The organism is Croceibacter atlanticus HTCC2559, assembly GCF_000196315.1.
GTDB lineage: Bacteria > Bacteroidota > Bacteroidia > Flavobacteriales > Flavobacteriaceae > Croceibacter > Croceibacter atlanticus.
In genome coordinates, this window is sequence record NC_014230.1 from 1,433,880 (window position 1) to 1,450,540 (window position 16,661).

Below are 16,661 nucleotides of genomic sequence, written 5' to 3' on the forward strand. Positions count from 1 at the left end.
GAAAACTTTAATATCCCGCATTCGTATTATTACATAACATCTCTTACAAATTATGTGGTGCGTTCTATTAGTTCAAATATAACAGAACTATAATTTACTATGTGTTAACGAAATCTTAATAATTCACTCTAATTATATAACTGTTAAATATTAATGTATTTAAACATACTAAAAGTGTACTTAAACGAGTAGTGTTAAAATTAATTTTAAGACAATCTTTAATTAGCTTGTTTGCCTGTGAATAATTTCTGAAGACACTATTGTTCTTTTATTTGTCACCACATTTTGAGACAATTGATGTAATAGTTGTAATGCGGCTATTTCACCAATTTTAAACCCATGTTGATTAATCGTACTTAGTTTTGGAGACATGTGTTCTGCAATTTTAGTATTTGCATAACCAATAAGTGCTATGTCTTTCGGTATCTGTTTGTTTAGCTCTTTAGTCATTTTATGAGCACCTAAAGAAGACTCTTCATCTAATGCAATTATAGCGTCTATCTCAAGATTGGAAGTTAAGAATGATTTAAAGTCGCTTTCCACAGTAGGTGATGTTGTTTTTAGCACAATCTCTAATTGAGCCTCATTACTAAATTCTTCAAGCGCTTTTTTGTAACCTTCATAGCGTTCTTTACCTACATTTAAATTTTGTAATGTAGTAACTAATGCTATATGTTTCTTGCCTTTAGTTTTAAGATAAGAAGTAGCCTCATAAACCGCTTGTTTATCATTTCCTATAACTGTATTGCTTTCTATGGCTTCGGCAACACGATCAAACATTACAATTGGCTTTTTAAGAGCTAAGGCATTTTTGTAATGTTCTACATCTTTTAATTGTTGAGTTTCTTCAGCAACAGAAATTATAAAGCCATCAACTAATCCATTTGCTAAGCTGTTTAAATGCTGCTTTTCTTTTTTGTGAGATTCATTGGTAATACTAATAAGGATATTGTAACCTGTATTTTCTATGGTCTGCTCAATACCATTAAGTACATTATTAAAAAAATAGTTTTGAATACTCGGCAAGACAACGCCTATTGTCTTTGTCTTCCCAGATTTTAAATTTACAGCAACTCTGTTAGGTTGGTAATTATATAATTTGGCAACTTCTTTAACTCTATCTTTTGTGAGTTGACTTATCTCGCTACTATCATTTAAAGATTTTGAAATGGTAGAAATAGATAGATTTAAAATCTTAGATAGACCCTTTAAGGTAATGTTGCTATTTGATGCCATAATAATAAAATATAACAGTAAATATACCACAAGCCTCTTAAGTATGCATTAGGCTTGTGGTATATAAGTTTTAATGGCTGTGTCCTGCACTACCTTTTTTAAGTTCTGCCATAAGATAATAGGCATTATTATAGGCAAATTTAGAATCTGGTTTAGGAGTTTCAAGAAATGATATGGCTGTCCAGTTACCTTCTGTAGTACCAGTAATAACCTCTACAGGTTTTAAACTCCAATCTTCACCTTCTTTTTCAACGCTAAAAATATAATGTTTACCGCCATCTTCTATAATAGCAGATTCTGGTATTGCGGTAAGCTGTGTAGCATTAGCTTCTATACGACCTTGAATATACATTCCTGGTATAAGGTTGCCTTCCTTATTTTCTATTTCTGCGTGAACATGTAAGGCTTTTGTTTCTTGTTCAAAAGTTTTGCCTATGGAATAAATTTCTGCAGTAAGCTCTTTACCTGGCATAGACTGTATATTGAAACTTACCTTTTGTCCAATTTTTAATTGATGCACATCCTTTTCAAAAACCATTAAATCTGCGTGAACGTGATGTGTGTTTACCACTTCGAATAATGGCGTTTGAGGTTCTACATACTGTCCAGTTTTAACTTCAACTTTTTGTACAAACCCTTCAATCGGACTACGTAATGCAACACGTTGGTAAATAGTTCCATTTTCTATACCAGTTGCACTAATATTTAATTGTCTTAACTGTGCTTTCAGCCCATTTGCTTTTGCTTTAGAAGCTTTAAAGTTAGCTTCGGCTTTTTCGAAATTAGCACCGCTACCTACACCAGCATCATACAATTTCTTTTGGCGTAAATAGTCCTTCTCTAAAAATTCTGAATTGCTGTATGCATTTAAATAATCGGTTTGAATTTGAATAATATTAGGATGAGATAAAAAAGCCACAGTTTCTCCTTTTGCCACTTTATCACCTTCAATCACTTCAATTGAAACAACATTTGCTCCAACAGTCGTAGTAATTTCTGCTTCATTTTGTGGTGGCACTTCTAAGGTTCCGTTAGCTTCTATGTAGCCACTCATAGTTCTTACCTGTAAAGTGTCTGCTTGCATTTGTAAAGCATTATACTGCTGAGGTGTTAACATAACATCGGTCATTGTGCCTTCTGTATGTTCTGTGTGTGTGTCTTTTTGCTTTGTTTCTTTAGTATTGCAAGCACCTATTAAAAGTAGACTGCTAAGCAAGACTATTCTGTTTAAATTTATAATTGATGTCATAATTATCGCGTGTAATATTGTAATTGAAATAATGATATTAAATACTGGTCTAACGCTTGTAAAGCATGTAGCTCAACATCTATAGCTTCTTTAATAATTTGTGTGAAAGCGGCATAATCTATAGCACCTTCTTTATAAGCTAGTAATGCGCCATCACGTTGTTGTTTTGCAAGTTGTAAAGCATCATCTTTATAAAATTCCCAAGATACCTTGTTCGTGTTATAACGTTGTAATGCTTGTTGTAACTTAGAGGTGAGTAGCTCTTGTTTATAAGACGCGTTTAATTGCACAATTTGAGTATTTACTTTTGAAGCTTTAGCTAAGCTTTGTTCTTCTCCAGATAATAATGGTATGCTAATTCCTGCTTGATAACTGTAAAATCCAGAGTTGCCATTAACGCGCTGCAAGCCACCTTGAATATTAAATTTTGGAAGCAAATCTGCTTTTGCAGCCGTGTATGCGGCTTCTGTTTTGTCTAGTTCCTTGCTTACTAGCAAAAGTTCAGGATGATTTAATAACCCTTCAGCAGTTGGTAATGCGGTTAATTTTTGCTCAACATGATCATCTGGAACAGTATAGAATTCTTTTGAAGCTAACCATAAATTTAAATGCTCTAAGGAAATTTGAAACTCACTTTCATACTGTCTAAATGAATTTGAAATTTGAAGCGCTTGGTTTTTAGCTGAAGCATATTCTAATTTTGAAATAGATTCAACTTCATAGTTTAAGCTTACAGCAGATAAAAATGTACCATATACACTATCTAGCTCCTTATATAAATTTAGTTTCTGGTTAGCCACGTATGCAGTTGCCCAGGCTTTTTTTACCTCTAATTCCAGTTGCAATTCAGAAACTAATAATGCAGATTCTGCAACAGCAACTTTCTGCTTTAGAAGCTTATTTTTGGCAGAAATCCCTAGTAAATCTATGTTTTGTTGGCCAAGACCAATTGGTGTATAAATTCCACGATTGTCCCCAATTTCTTCTCCACTTGTAAAAACTTTTGTGGTCCCTAAATCTAGAACACTGCTTTTAAAAGATTCTTGTTTGGTTATCTCTAATGCTTTAGCTTTTAGTAGCGGAAAATTTTCTTTAGACATTGTTACCGCTTCCTCCAAAGTAATAACGGGTAGTTTCTCTTGTGAATGTCCTGCCAATGGAAAAAACAAGCACGCAACTATACTAAGCAACATAGCATATTTTGGTTGAAGTTTTATAGATCTAAACGAGCGTTGTTCTACCCAATGATAGCATATTGGTAAAATAAATAAGGTGAGTAACGTAGAGGTAATAAGACCTCCAATTACTACTGTTGCAAGTGGACGTTGTACTTCAGCACCTGCAGAAGCTGAAATGGCAATGGTAAAAAGCCTAAAATATCTGTAAATGCAGTTAATAATATAGGTCTAATTCTTCGTTTTGTTCCTTGTAAAATTCGGTCTTTAAGATTGGTGACACCTTCTTCCTTAAGTTCATTTAAACCGCTCACCATAACTAAACCATTTAGCACAGCAACGCCAAATAGCACGATGAAACCTACACCTGCAGAAATGCTAAAAGGCATACCTCTTAACCATAAAGCTAAAATACCTCCAATAGTTGCCATTGGTATAGCCAAGTAAATCATTACGGTTTGAGGAAATGATTTTAACGCAAAGTAAATAAGTACAAAGATGAGCACTAAAGCTATTGGTACAACAGTTTTTAGTTTAGAGCTGGCACGTTCTAAATTTTCAAATGCGCCACCATATCTTATAAAGTATCCTGGTGGTAATTCAAATTTTTCATCTAATACGTTTTGAATGTCTAAAACAACAGACTGTACATCTCTATCTCTTATATTAATGCCAACATAGGTTCTTCTATTCGTGTTATCTCTGCTAATTTGCATAGGACCTGGCTCGTAGCTAATCTTGGCCACTTCTCTAAGTGGTATTTGTGAGCCATTAGGTAAATTAACAAAGAGGTTTTGCAAATCTTCAATCCTAGTCCTGTTGTCTTCTGAAAATCTTACTACAAGATCAAACCGTTTTTCTCCTTCAAAAATAACGCCTGCTTTACCACCTGCAAAAGCAGTTTGTAATGTGGTGTTTAATTCATTTATATTAAGCCCATATTGTGCAACTTTTAAACGGTTGTATTTAACTGTAATTTGTGGTAAACCATCTGTAGCTTCAACTTTTAAGTCTGCAACACCTGGAATATTTGAAATTAGAGCACCCATTTCTTGAGCCTTACTAGCAAGAATATTAAGGTCTTCGCCAAACAGCTTAATAGCAACATCTTCTCTCACACCAGTTAAAAGCTCATTAAATCGCATTTCGATAGGTTGGGTAAACTCATAATTAACACCTGGTAAAATGCTTATTTCCTCTTTAATTTTATTTAAAAGGTCATCTTTAGAGTCTGTAGTAACCCATTCTTCTTGTGGTTTTAAAATAATAAAGACGTCTGCAATATCCATAGGCATAGGATCTGTAGGAACATCTGCCACGCCAATCCTGCTAATTACAGATTGTGCTTCGGGAAATTTTGCTTTTATTATGCGTTCTACTTTAGTAGTCGTTTCAATAGTTTCAGAAAGGGAACTGCCTGGTTTTAAAATTACATGAAATGCTATGTCTCCTTCATCGAGTTGTGGTATAAACTCGCCACCCATCTTATAAAATAAAACTATTGTTATTCCAAATAATAAAATGGCAGACCCGATAATGAGTTTACCATGTTTTAATGCAGTTTTAAGTAGCGGTTCATATTTTTTCTCAATCCATAAAACTGCCTTGTCTCCAAATGATATCTTGTGTTCTTTGGGAATTTTAAGAACTAATGCGGAAACCATAGGCACATAGGTTAAACATAACAACATTGCACCAATCATAGCAAAGATGAAGGTAAGTGCCATTGGCTGAAACATTTTGCCCTCAACACCTTCCAGAGCCAGAATAGGTAAAAACACTATAAGTATAATAAGTTGACCAAAAAATGCTGCATTCATCATTTTTTTAGATGATTTTGCGGCGATTTCATCTGTAGTTACTACAGATTCGGTTTTATTTTTACGAGCATATCTATACATTAAAAACACGGTAGACTCGACAATAATTACAGCACCATCTACTATAATTCCAAAATCTATTGCTCCTAAGCTCATAAGATTTGCCCACACATTAAAAACGTTCATTAATATGAAGGCAAATAATAATGAAAGTGGAATAGTGGACGCTACTATTAATCCGCCACGCCAATTTCCTAGCAATAGGACAAGTACAAAAATTACAATGAGACCACCTTCCAGTAAATTTCTTTTTACTGTGCCGGTAGTTTCTGCAATAAGTTCACTTCGGTCTAAAAAGGGTTCAATGCGAATACCTTCGGGTAAAGATTTTTGAATTTCGGTAATACGTGCGGTTACATTTTTAATAACTTCATTAGAGTTTGCGCCCTTTAGCATTAAAATCATACCTCCAACAGCTTCACCTTTGCCATCTTTAGTTAAGGCACCATATCTTACATTTTTACCAATACGTACAGAACCTACATCTTTAATTTTAATAGGAATACCATCTCTATTAGCCACAACAATGTTTTCTATATCTAAAACTGTTCTGGCAAGACCTTCACCTCTTATAAAATTTGCTTGTTTGTTGCGCTCAATATAAGCGCCACCTGTATTTTGATTATTCTGCTCTAAAGCATGAAAGAGTTCTGTGATAGAAATATTTAAAGCTTTAAGGTTACTTGGGTTTACAGCAACCTCATATTGTTTTTTATTGCCTCCAAAAGCATTAACCTCTATAACACCTGGCACCATAGCCATTTGGCGGCGCACAATCCAGTCTTGTATAGTACGTAGCTCTGTAATATCATAATTGTCTTTATACGCATCATCTACCTCTAAAGTGTATTGATAAATTTCTCCCAAACCCGTTGAGATAGGTCCCATTGCAGGCTTACCAAATCCTTCAGGTATTTGTTCTTGAACTTCTGGGAGTTTTTCTGAAACTAATTGTCTTGGTAAGTAAGTACCTATATCATCATTAAAGACAATGGTTACTACAGAAAGACCAAATCTGGAAACAGACCTTATTTCTTCAACATTTGGTAAGTTGCTCATGGCAATTTCAACCGGATAGGTTACAAATTGCTCTATATCTTCTGTACCAAGGTTTGGAGATTGAGTGATTACTTGTACCTGGTTGTTAGTTATGTCGGGTACAGCATCAATAGGAACTTGGGTTATACTCCAAATGCCAGCACCAATAAGTGCTAGTGTAAATAACCCAATGATGAATTTATTATTGATTGAAAAATCAATGATTTTATTAATCATGGAAATTGAATTTATTCAGTTATAATTTAAATTCCTCTATTATTTAAAAAAGAGAAATCTCGATTGGACGTAGGTGTCCCTATACTGAATTAAACTCGTGGTGGTTGTAGGATAGAAGTGTTGTAGGTATTTACGTGACCTTCAAAATAAATGAATACATCTTGAAATACTAGTGGAATAGCAGGCTCAAGATTAGGTAATTTAAAATCTATAGTATGTATTTGGCAACAGTGACAAATACAAAATGGCGAACAAATATCTGTATCACTATGATCATGTGAATCTGTACTTTGTACCTCTTGACAGGTTTCATAAGTATCTTCTTTAGGCTCTGGTTTGTCATCTCCACAAGGGACAAAGTTTAGAGCCAGCATATAAAAAGATAGTATGACAGTAATATATTTCACACTGTAAATATAAGAATAATAACGAGTGTGTTTAAGTGGTGCTTTTAGATACTGTTATTTAATTTTCTGTAATGTCTGTTATTCCTAATGTATTGTAAAGCTTAGCCAACGCAGTAAGTTGTTTAACAGAAAGCGTATTTTCCTTAAGCTTAGCACTAATTAGTTTTTGCTCTCTAGAGTTTATTAAAAACAGAGAGCTTTCTCCCAAGCCAAATTTTCGTTCTTCTGCAGATACCAAGACAGAATAATTAACTACAATATCTTTAATTAAGGAATACTGAGTGCTAAGTGAATTAATCTCAAGGTTAATTGCTTCAATCTTATTTTTAAGGCTTAGTGATACGGCTTGATTTTCAAGCTCTGCATCGGCTAGTTTTAGGTTAGCTAATTTTAAATCACCACGTTCTTTTCTTAACAATATTGGTACACTTACATTTAGTGCTGCTTTATAATTTGCAGTATTAAAGCTGTCTAGATTATCATATTCTGTAGATAAAAAATTGTATTGCAAATTTACCTTAGGTAGTAGTTTGTTAATTTTTAAATTACGATCTACTTCTAAGCTGCCAATTTTAGCCTCCAAACTTCTTATTTTAGGATGATTTTCTTCTAATAAATTAGTATTTGTAATACCACTTAGGATTAAGTTTTCTTTCAGAATTTCTAAGCTTGGTATTTCCGGTGTTACTGCATCTTCAATTGTTAAGGGAACATTTTCTAACCATAAAAAGTTTGATGCTTTTAATTTTGCCTTTCTTCTTTTTAAACGTGCCGCTTCTAACTCCAACGTCCTGTTTTGTACCGTAATCTTTGCTTCTGTTATATCTATTTCTGCTTTATCACCTTCTTCTACACTACGTGTAATTGCTTGAAGTCTGGTAGTAGAGTTTTCTAAAAAACTTTCGTAAATACGTTCTTCCTGCCAGGCTTCTATCCATTCAAAATAGGCGAGGCTTGCGTTGTACAACACATTGTTTACAAGAAGGTCTCTATCTGCTTTAGATTGTGATAAGAAGTATTTTGCCTTTTTTAACGACGCCATTCGTTCATTAATTAAAAAGCCTTGTGCTAAAGAAAAGGATATGCCTGCACTATACAAACCATCTTCTGGGACAGTAAAACTTGGGTCTAAAAATTCTCCAGAATTATCTTCAAAGTTTCCTTTAAACTCTATGCCATACCACGTTGGAATTTTAAATGCAGTATTTAATTTATCATAATATGTGGTGCCTTTAAATTTCTTTCGTGTATAATCTACCTCAATCTTAGGATCAAACGCACCTCTAGCTTTTAAGAGGTTTGCTTCTCCTACAGAAAGCGTTAAGTTAGCTTGTTTAAATAATGGATGGTACTTCTTTACAAAAGCGAGATATTCTTCAAAAGAAATAGATTCATTTAAAGTTGGCTGTGCAAAACCACAACCCATAAAAGCTAAAATAACTAATACTGTTTTTAAGTATTTAGACATGCGATTTAAAATTTATTTAGATGTAGTTGCAGTTTTTGGGGTATAATAATCTGGTGGAAACCCATTAATTTTTCGCCATAACTCATACCAGATAGGCACATCATTTAGCAGTGCTATGGTGCGTGCGCCAGAACCAACCCTAACATTTTTTGGCCAAGTTTCCTTTGTTTCATCTGGAGCTATTAGGACTCTAAACTTTCCGTTAGGACTTATAAATGTTTCAACCGCGACAACTTTTCCTCCATAAGTTCCAAAAGAGGCATCTGGCCAACCGCTAAAAACAATGGCAGGCCAACCATCAAACTGCACTCGTATTTGTTCTCCTACATGAATAAGAGGCAGATCAATAGGTGCAACGTAGGTTTCTACAGCTAAATCATAGTCTGATGGCATAATACCAACCAATTGTTCACCTTCTTTAAATGTTTCCCCAATACCAGCTCTAATAGCTTTATTAATGTATCCATTTTGAGGCGCCAGGATAAACCTCATTTTATCCCTTAATTCATAGTTGGTTGAAGCATTTTCAAGTTTTGATATTTGTGCCTCTGTATCATACTGTGCAGAAGATGCCGTGTACTTGTCGCTTTGTGCTTTGCTAATTTTATCTGCATATTCAGCACTGGTACGTGTTATGTCTATTCGTGCATTTATAAGATCGTTTTTACTAGCTAAGAGTTTATTTTCTTGGCTAATAAGTTTAGCTTCTGTTTCTTGTAGTTTTAAGCGCTTGTCTTCAACATCTGCAGTAGATTTAAGTCCTTCCTCCTGCAAGGTTACCGTTCGGTTATATTGTTTCTCTGCAATATCCTTATTTGTTTTGGCAGCAATAAGATCTATACTATCACTTTTAACCTTGTATTGAGCTTGTTTTAATTTATTTTCTGCTTGTTCTATTTTTAATTGACGTTCGCTTCTTAGTGCAGAAACCTGATTGTCTAATGCTTTTACTTTTTCCTTGTATGAGGATAGTGCATTTGTTTTTGCATCACGTTGTTCCTTTGTTCGTAATACTAAGTTAGGATCCTGATATTCATTTTTTATTTCAGAAATAAATAAAATTGTGTCTCCTTTATTTACGTAATCTCCTTCTCTTACAAACCATTCTTCTATACGACCAGGAATAGGAGACTGTATAGTTTGTGGGCGTTGCTCAGGTGTGAGTGTGGTAACTGCACCTGTTCCTGTAACTGTCTGCGTCCAAGGTAAAAATAGAATGATGATGCCTATAATTGCAAAGGTGAACAGAAACTGATTAAAGTATTTAAAATGCCTTATATGATGCGCCTTTGTAAACGCTGAATATTTAGACAAATTCACCTTTTTGTTAAGCTGATTATGTGAGATGTTAAGCATATATATAATCTTAAGATGAAGTGTTAACTTTATGTAGAGAAAGCTGCTTATTGCATACATCTTCCCAATCGGTATGTTTTCCAGAAACAATTAGAAGCCAATCTCTATTTGGATCTGATAAAAATCGAATTAGTTCTTGAGCCTCGTGATCTTCAAAATGCTCTAAGGCATCTTTTAAAATTAATATCTTAGGATTGTGCACTATAGCTCTTGCTATAAGTAGCCTCTTTGAAACTGTATGCGGTATTTTTTGACCTTCAGAAAAAATAAAATCTTCTATGCCTCTTGGTTGTTTTCGTACAAACTCTAAAAGACCTACATCTCTAATGGTTTGGTTAACCTTATCAATAGTAATGTTTGTATTGCCTAATGTTATGTTTTCTAAAATACTACCTTCAAAAGGCATTTGTTCTGGTAATACTTGCCCAATTTGAGATCTGTATGTATTCATGTGCATGCCTTTTATATTAAAGTCATTTACATAAATAGATCCTGATGTGGGTTCAATAATTCCTGAAAGTAACTTTAATAGTGTTGTCTTTCCAGAACCAGATGGACCATCTATAAAGATTCTGTCTTTAGGATTTAATTCTAAATTTAGATTTTGCAAAATAGTGTCTCCAGTGCCACCAACATAGCTCACATTATCTAGTGAAATGGTAGCCTCTTTATTACTCTTAAAAGGATTTGTGCCATCTTGTGACTCTAATTCTTTGTCTACTACTTGACCAATTTTTTCTAAGGAAGTTAAGACGTCATAAAAACTTTCTAAACCAGTAACCAATTTTTCAACTGAATTAATTACTAAAAGGATTATAATTTCTGCAGCCACAAATTGACCAATATTCATTTCTTGGTTAAGTACTAAAAGACCTCCTATAAGTAACAATCCAGCTGTTACCAATACCTTAAAGCCTATCATCTGCACAAATTGAAGCATTAAGATTTTAAAGTGTGTTTCTCTAGACTCAAGGTAAGACTCGGTTAGTTTGTTATTTCTGTCCATTGCTAAAGATGTATTCCCAGAAAGTTTAAAACTTGTAATTGAACGTGCTATCTCCTGAAGCCAATGTGCAACTGCATACTTGCTTTTAGATTCGTTTAAACTAGATATAAGTCCTTTTCTAGCTGTAAGATTAAACACGACATATACCATAATAACGAGCAGTAAGCCATAAATAATAAAAAATGGGTGATAAAGTGAGAGCAGTATTAATCCAAATATTATTTGAAGTATTGCAGCAGGAAAGTCTAATAAAATTTTAGCTAAGCCTTTCTGAACAGTAAGTGTGTCAAAAAACCTATTCGCTAATTCTGGCGGATAATAGTGGTTAAACTCACTCGATTTTATTTTAGGAAACCTATATGCAAACTCAAAAGAAGACCTTGTAAAGATCTTTTGTTGCATATTTTCAAGAATACGTATTTGCATAACTTGAAGGATACCTTGAAAGGCAACGCCAACTGTAACTAAAATCACTAAAATTATCCACGATGTAGATACTTGAGCACCTTGTATAAGGTTTACAATAGCTTGTATCCCTAACGGAAGCGTAAGTGCTACTAATCCTGAGAAAATAGCATAATAAAAGATTTGCCTAAGATCTCTCTTGTCTAATTTTAGCAGATTTACAAACCGCTGCCAAGGAGTCATATCTTTATTCATCGAGATTAATATTTAATGTTTTAAAAATTAAATGAGAAAAGTAAGCTGTAGGTTTTGTTGCTTCATTACAATCTGTGATTGTTGGAAAATGATCTGCTAAGAAATATTGATGCAAAGAACCCTCAACCAATGTACTAGCTAACGATGCAGGATATGGGTAGTTTTTATCTACTTCTACAATACAATCTTTAATACGAGAAATGAGTCTTTTGTAAATTGAAAAATATCCTTCCTTGTTTTCTATATCAACTTCCTTTGTCAGAAAGGATTTTGAATATTCACTGATGACAATTTTGTTTAGAAGCATTTCATTTATATGAGAGAACTTAGAGTCGTTTTCTGTTTTTTTAGAGACTATCTCTATAATCTTCTCTAACTTCTTTACATTATTCTCTATGCTATAGGTTTCAAAAACAATTTGATACTCTATCCAAGCCCAATACCAAGATGTTAAATAGAGTAGGAGCTTATGCTTGTTTTCAAAATACCTATAAATAGAGCTTTCGTTTGAGTTTATCTTAAGTCCTAATTTTCTAAAAGTAAATGACTCAAAGCCAATTTCATTAATTAAAATGATACTGTGCTCCACGATACGCTTACCAAGATCTGATGTTTCGGGATCTTTTAAATACGTTTTATCGTTAACTTTTATTTGAAGTGTTTTTAGTAATTCCTTCATCATGCATTAATTATACACAAATATAATAGTAATACTATTAGTATGTATGTATTTTGCTATTAATTAACAGTTGTGTAACTTTTAATTTTGTGTTAATAAAGGGTTTAGCTTCTTGGCATGTAAATAGTATTAAAAATCAAAAAAACCACCAACAAACACTGTATAAACAAGTGTTTGTTGATGGTTTTATTATAATTGTGACCGCGAAGGGATTCAAACCCCCAACCCTCAGAGCCGAAATCTGATGCGCTATTCAGTTGCGCCACGCGGCCTTTTAAGTCTTAAAGTTCTTAGTGTTTAAAATTTTGGTAATTACGCCAACTTAGATTTAACTATTGTAGAAATAGTTTTACCATCTGCTTTTCCAGAAAGTTGACCACTAGCCATTCCCATTACTTTACCCATATCTGCCATAGAAGATGCGCCAGTTTTTGCAATGATATCTTCAACAACTTTAGCAACTTCCTCTTCACTCATTTGCTCTGGTAAAAAGCTCTCAATAACTTTTGCCTGCTCTAATTCTGGTGCTGCAAGGTCTTCTCTTCCTTGTTCTAGATAAATAGCGGCACTGTCTTTACGTTGTTTAACTAATTTTTGAAGCATTTTTAATTCTTGTTCTTCAGAAATTTCTTCTTTAGAACCTGTTTCGGTTTGCGCTAACAGCAATGCCGATTTTATTGCACGAAGACTGGTTAAAGCGTTTTGATCTTTAGCCTTCATAGCTTCTTTCATCTTCGTCATTACATCTGCAGATAAGCTCATAATTGTTTGTTTTAGATAGTGCGAATATAAGAAATAGGAGTCAAAAAAAATCCGCTTCTTGTGGGAAGCGGATTGTTATATAATTAAGCAAACGCTTAATCTACATTGTCATGAAGAAAAGAGTTGTTACTGCGTAACGTAATTTCATCTTCATCTGTATTTAACGTTGTTCTTGAAAGTTTAGAGTCTTCTGGCTTACGCTCTAAATCTACACCTGCACGTTTATAAGCAGGTTGTTTTTCTATCTCGTCTATATGGTTTGTACTACTTCTAAATTTGTAGTTAAACTCTTTCATCTTTGCTCTACGTTCTGCAGCTCTATCTATAAGGTCTTTAGAAATAGGTTGATTAAAAGGGTCTTCATCATTATCATTTGGTGTAGTCTCTGGCGCTTTAACGGTTTTTGTTTCCATTCTTAAAGACTCCTCAACTTCCTCTACTTTCTTAGCAACAGGCTTAGCTTGTTCTAGTTCATCTTCTAAATCCATATAGTCATCTAAACTATAGCGAGTAGTTCCTCCAGATGTTGTTTCTGTAACTGGAATAATCTCTATAGATTCTTTAACCTCAATATTTCTTGCATTATTAGTGTCTTCAGTTAAATTAAAAACTACAGGCTCTTCGTGCTCTTCTTCAGCTTCAGGTTGTGTTTGAGCTGTCTCTTTAGAAGTGTTTATAGGAAAATCAAAAGAAAATGTAAATTGATCTTCTTCTTCAGTTTCTGTTGTAGTTGTTGAGTTCTTTACTTCTTCAGCATCAACTACGCGCATATCTTTTATGTGATCTGTAGTTTCAACTATAATGAACTCTTCATCTTCTATGTGATTAGGCGCATCTAGAACCTCTTTAACTTCTTCATAGATTACGTCTATGTTTTTAATGCTGTTGGTTGTCTGTACTAAATCCATTTTTGGTTTAGCAGGCTCTGTAACATCATCTTCTAAAACGTGAACTATTTTAGTTGGTTTTGGTGGTTCTGGAGTTTCATTTACAACGGGCCGAGGCATTGTTGGAGTGCTTGTTTTCTTTGCACTTAAATCCTGTACTGCTTTTTGCTCGTCTTCTAATGTGTGTATTATTTTTTTTGTTTCTGTATTAGAGATTTCATTTTGCTGTTCTGCATTAAAACCGGTTGCAATTATTGTTACAGAAACTGCATCTTCTAAACTGTCATCTTCACCAACACCCATAATAATGTTAGCACCATGACCAGCTTCGTTTTGAATGTGTTCGTTTATTTCTCCAATTTCATCTAATGTAATTTCTTCTGTTCCAGAAACGATAAGTAGCAATACGTTTTTAGCACCAGAAATTTTATTGTCATTTAATAACGGAGAGTCTAAAGCTTTAGTAATAGCATCTTGAGCTCTAGAACCGCCAGAAGCTGTTGCAGATCCCATAATAGCCGTACCACTATTGCTTAATACTGTTTTAGCATCGCGCAAGTCAATGTTTTGCGTATAGTGATGTGTTATTACCTCTGCAATACCTCGAGCTGCGGTTGCTAAGACTTCGTCTGCTTTAGAGAATCCAGCTTTAAAGCCTAGGTTACCATAAACTTCTCTAAGCTTATTGTTATTTATAATTATTAATGAGTCTACATTTCGGCGTAATTTTTCGACACCAATTTGTGCTTGCTCATTTCTCATTTTACCTTCAAACTGAAACGGGATAGTTACAATACCTACGGTAAGAATATCCATTTCTTTAGCTTGTTTGGCAATAATTGGAGCAGCACCTGTTCCTGTACCACCACCCATTCCAGCAGTGATAAACAGCATTTTTGTGTTAGTGTCCAACATTTGTTTTATATCCTCAAAGCTTTCGATTGCAGCTTGTTCACCAACTTCTGGGTTAGCTCCTGCACCCAAACCTTCAGTTAGGGTAACTCCTAATTGAATTTTATTTGGAATGCTGCTGTTTTCTAATGCTTGAGCATCTGTATTAAAGATTACAAAGTCTACACCTTTAATACCTTGTTGAAACATATGGTTTATGGCATTGCTACCACCACCACCTACACCGATGACCTTAATAACGTTCGATTGGTTTTTAGGCAAATCGAATGCAATGTTTTCGAATTCTGTGCTACTCATAATTCAAATTTTTATTGTGTTATACTCCTTTTACTGAGCTTTTTTTATTCTTTTTCTTTTTTTATTCTGCGTTGTCTAGAAAATCCTTGAATTTATCTACCCATTTGTCAAAGAAATTTTTACGTTCCTTATGTTCTCTAACCAATTGCTCTGTCTCTTCAGACATAGGTTGGTCTTCGTAGGTATCATCCTGAGACTCTTCAACAACTTCCTCTTTTGCTACGAGAGGTTTCTTTTTGTTTTCTTCTAAACTATTCATAACAAGACCTACTGCTGTTGCATATTGTGGGCTTGTTAACTCTTTTTCATTATCATGAGCTAAATGCTCATTAGGAAATCCAATTCTGGTATCCATACCGGTAATGTACTCCACTAATTGCTTAAGATGTTTAAGCTGCGCGCCACCACCAGTTAAGACAATTCCTGCAATTAATTTTTTCTTTTGCTCTTCGTGTCCATAATTCTTTATTTCCAAATACGCTTGCTCTATGATCTCTACCACTCGAGCGTGAATAATTTTGGACAAGTTTTTTAATGTAATTTCTTTTGGTTCACGACCTCTTAATCCTGGTATTGAAACTATTTCATTATCCTTATTCTCTCCTGGCCACGCAGAACCAAACTTTATTTTTAATAACTCAGCTTGCTTTTCAATAATTGAGCAACCTTCTTTTATATCTTCTGTAATCACATTGCCTCCAAAAGGAATTACAGCTGTATGACGTATGATACCATCTTTAAAAATTGCTAAATCTGTAGTACCACCACCTATATCTATAAGTGCAACACCAGCTTCTTTTTCTTCTTGACTTAGCACTGCATTAGCAGATGCAAGAGGCTCAAGAGTTACTGTACTAAGTTCTAATCCTGAACTTTTTACGCAACGTCCAATATTTCTTATTGATGCTACTTGACCTACAACAACATGAAAATTAGCTTCCAGACGACCGCCATACATTCCTATTGGCTCTTTAACTTCTGCTTGCCCATCTATTTTAAACTCTTGTGGTAGTACGTGAATTATTTCTTCTCCAGGAAGCATAACCAATTTATGTACTTGCCCACAAAGCTTTTCAATATCTTTTGAGTCTATAACTTCATCTGCGTTAGGTCTTGTTATGTAATCACTATGCTGTAGGCTGCGTATATGTTGTCCTGCAATACCAACAACAACATCTTCAATCTTAAGACCGCTATCTGCCTGTGCTTCATCTACAGCTTGTTGTATACTCTGTATGGTTTGGGTAATGTTATTTACCACACCACGATGTACACCTAAACTTTTAGAACGCCCAATACCGAGTATCTCTAACTTGCCATACTCATTGTGCTTACCAATCATAGCTACAATCTTGGTTGTTCCTATATCTAATCCTACTGCAATATTGTCTTTTTCCATCATCATTCTATTT

10 protein-coding genes, 1 tRNA gene and 1 pseudogene are annotated in these 16,661 nt (G+C 34.2%); all 12 read right to left on the reverse strand.

Going from position 1 to position 16,661, the window contains the following annotated elements; all coding sequences use genetic code 11:
- Positions 1 to 222 precede the first annotated feature (222 nt).
- On the reverse strand, positions 223 to 1,236 hold the full coding sequence (locus CA2559_RS06455; protein ID WP_013187049.1) for a LacI family DNA-binding transcriptional regulator: 1,014 nt from the start codon (positions 1,234 to 1,236) through the stop codon (positions 223 to 225).
- Between the two features lie 70 nt (positions 1,237 to 1,306).
- Positions 1,307 to 2,485 carry an efflux RND transporter periplasmic adaptor subunit gene (locus CA2559_RS06460; protein WP_013187050.1) on the reverse strand — a complete coding sequence of 393 codons (1,179 nt, stop codon included), beginning with the start codon at positions 2,483 to 2,485 and terminating at the stop codon, positions 1,307 to 1,309.
- A 2-nt stretch (positions 2,486 to 2,487) separates the two neighbouring features.
- Positions 2,488 to 6,815 (reverse strand): annotated as a pseudogene (locus tag CA2559_RS06465) (CusA/CzcA family heavy metal efflux RND transporter).
- Positions 6,816 to 6,904: 89 nt separating this feature from the next.
- Complete coding sequence (locus CA2559_RS06470) at positions 6,905 to 7,222, reverse strand: DUF6660 family protein (protein WP_041240937.1); 318 nt, start codon at positions 7,220 to 7,222, stop codon at positions 6,905 to 6,907.
- 58 nt (positions 7,223 to 7,280) lie between these two features.
- Entirely contained in the window at positions 7,281 to 8,690 is a 1,410-nt protein-coding gene (locus CA2559_RS06475) for a TolC family protein (RefSeq protein ID WP_013187052.1), read from the reverse strand.
- Positions 8,691 to 8,702: 12 nt separating this feature from the next.
- Positions 8,703 to 10,046: an HlyD family secretion protein gene (locus CA2559_RS06480; RefSeq protein WP_041240938.1), complete on the reverse strand. Its 1,344-nt coding sequence runs from the start codon at positions 10,044 to 10,046 to the stop codon at positions 8,703 to 8,705.
- Positions 10,047 to 10,056: 10 nt separating this feature from the next.
- On the reverse strand, positions 10,057 to 11,712 hold the full coding sequence (locus CA2559_RS06485; protein WP_013187054.1) for a peptidase domain-containing ABC transporter: 1,656 nt from the start codon (positions 11,710 to 11,712) through the stop codon (positions 10,057 to 10,059).
- Entirely contained in the window at positions 11,705 to 12,391 is a 687-nt protein-coding gene (locus tag CA2559_RS06490; RefSeq protein ID WP_013187055.1) for a TetR/AcrR family transcriptional regulator, read from the reverse strand. The genes CA2559_RS06485 and CA2559_RS06490 overlap by 8 nt, the downstream gene beginning before the upstream one ends.
- Before the next feature lie 198 nt (positions 12,392 to 12,589).
- Positions 12,590 to 12,663 (reverse strand) — tRNA-Arg (locus tag CA2559_RS06495).
- Between the two features lie 40 nt (positions 12,664 to 12,703).
- Complete coding sequence (locus tag CA2559_RS06500; protein ID WP_013187056.1) at positions 12,704 to 13,153, reverse strand: GatB/YqeY domain-containing protein; 450 nt, start codon at positions 13,151 to 13,153, stop codon at positions 12,704 to 12,706.
- 95 nt (positions 13,154 to 13,248) lie between these two features.
- On the reverse strand, positions 13,249 to 15,249 hold the full coding sequence (gene ftsZ, locus CA2559_RS06505) for a cell division protein FtsZ (protein WP_013187057.1): 2,001 nt from the start codon (positions 15,247 to 15,249) through the stop codon (positions 13,249 to 13,251).
- A 61-nt stretch (positions 15,250 to 15,310) separates the two neighbouring features.
- Complete coding sequence (ftsA, locus tag CA2559_RS06510) at positions 15,311 to 16,648, reverse strand: cell division protein FtsA (RefSeq protein WP_013187058.1); 1,338 nt, start codon at positions 16,646 to 16,648, stop codon at positions 15,311 to 15,313.
- Positions 16,649 to 16,661: the final 13 nt, after the last annotated feature.

Excerpts from the sequence above, each read along its gene's own strand:
- CA2559_RS06455 (WP_013187049.1), bottom strand. The coding sequence starts at position 1,236 with ATGGCATCAAATAGCAACATTACCTTAAAGGGTCTATCTAAGATTTTA.
- ftsA (WP_013187058.1), bottom strand. The coding sequence starts at position 16,648 with ATGGAAAAAGACAATATTGCAGTAGGATTAGATATAGGAACAACCAAG.
- CA2559_RS06500 (WP_013187056.1), bottom strand. The coding sequence starts at position 13,153 with ATGAGCTTATCTGCAGATGTAATGACGAAGATGAAAGAAGCTATGAAG.
- CA2559_RS06475 (WP_013187052.1), bottom strand. The coding sequence starts at position 8,690 with ATGTCTAAATACTTAAAAACAGTATTAGTTATTTTAGCTTTTATGGGT.
- CA2559_RS06460 (WP_013187050.1), bottom strand. The coding sequence starts at position 2,485 with ATGACATCAATTATAAATTTAAACAGAATAGTCTTGCTTAGCAGTCTA.
- CA2559_RS06480 (WP_041240938.1), bottom strand. The coding sequence starts at position 10,046 with ATGCTTAACATCTCACATAATCAGCTTAACAAAAAGGTGAATTTGTCT.
- ftsZ (WP_013187057.1), bottom strand. The coding sequence starts at position 15,249 with ATGAGTAGCACAGAATTCGAAAACATTGCATTCGATTTGCCTAAAAAC.
- CA2559_RS06485 (WP_013187054.1), bottom strand. The coding sequence starts at position 11,712 with ATGAATAAAGATATGACTCCTTGGCAGCGGTTTGTAAATCTGCTAAAA.
- CA2559_RS06490 (WP_013187055.1), bottom strand. The coding sequence starts at position 12,391 with ATGAAGGAATTACTAAAAACACTTCAAATAAAAGTTAACGATAAAACG.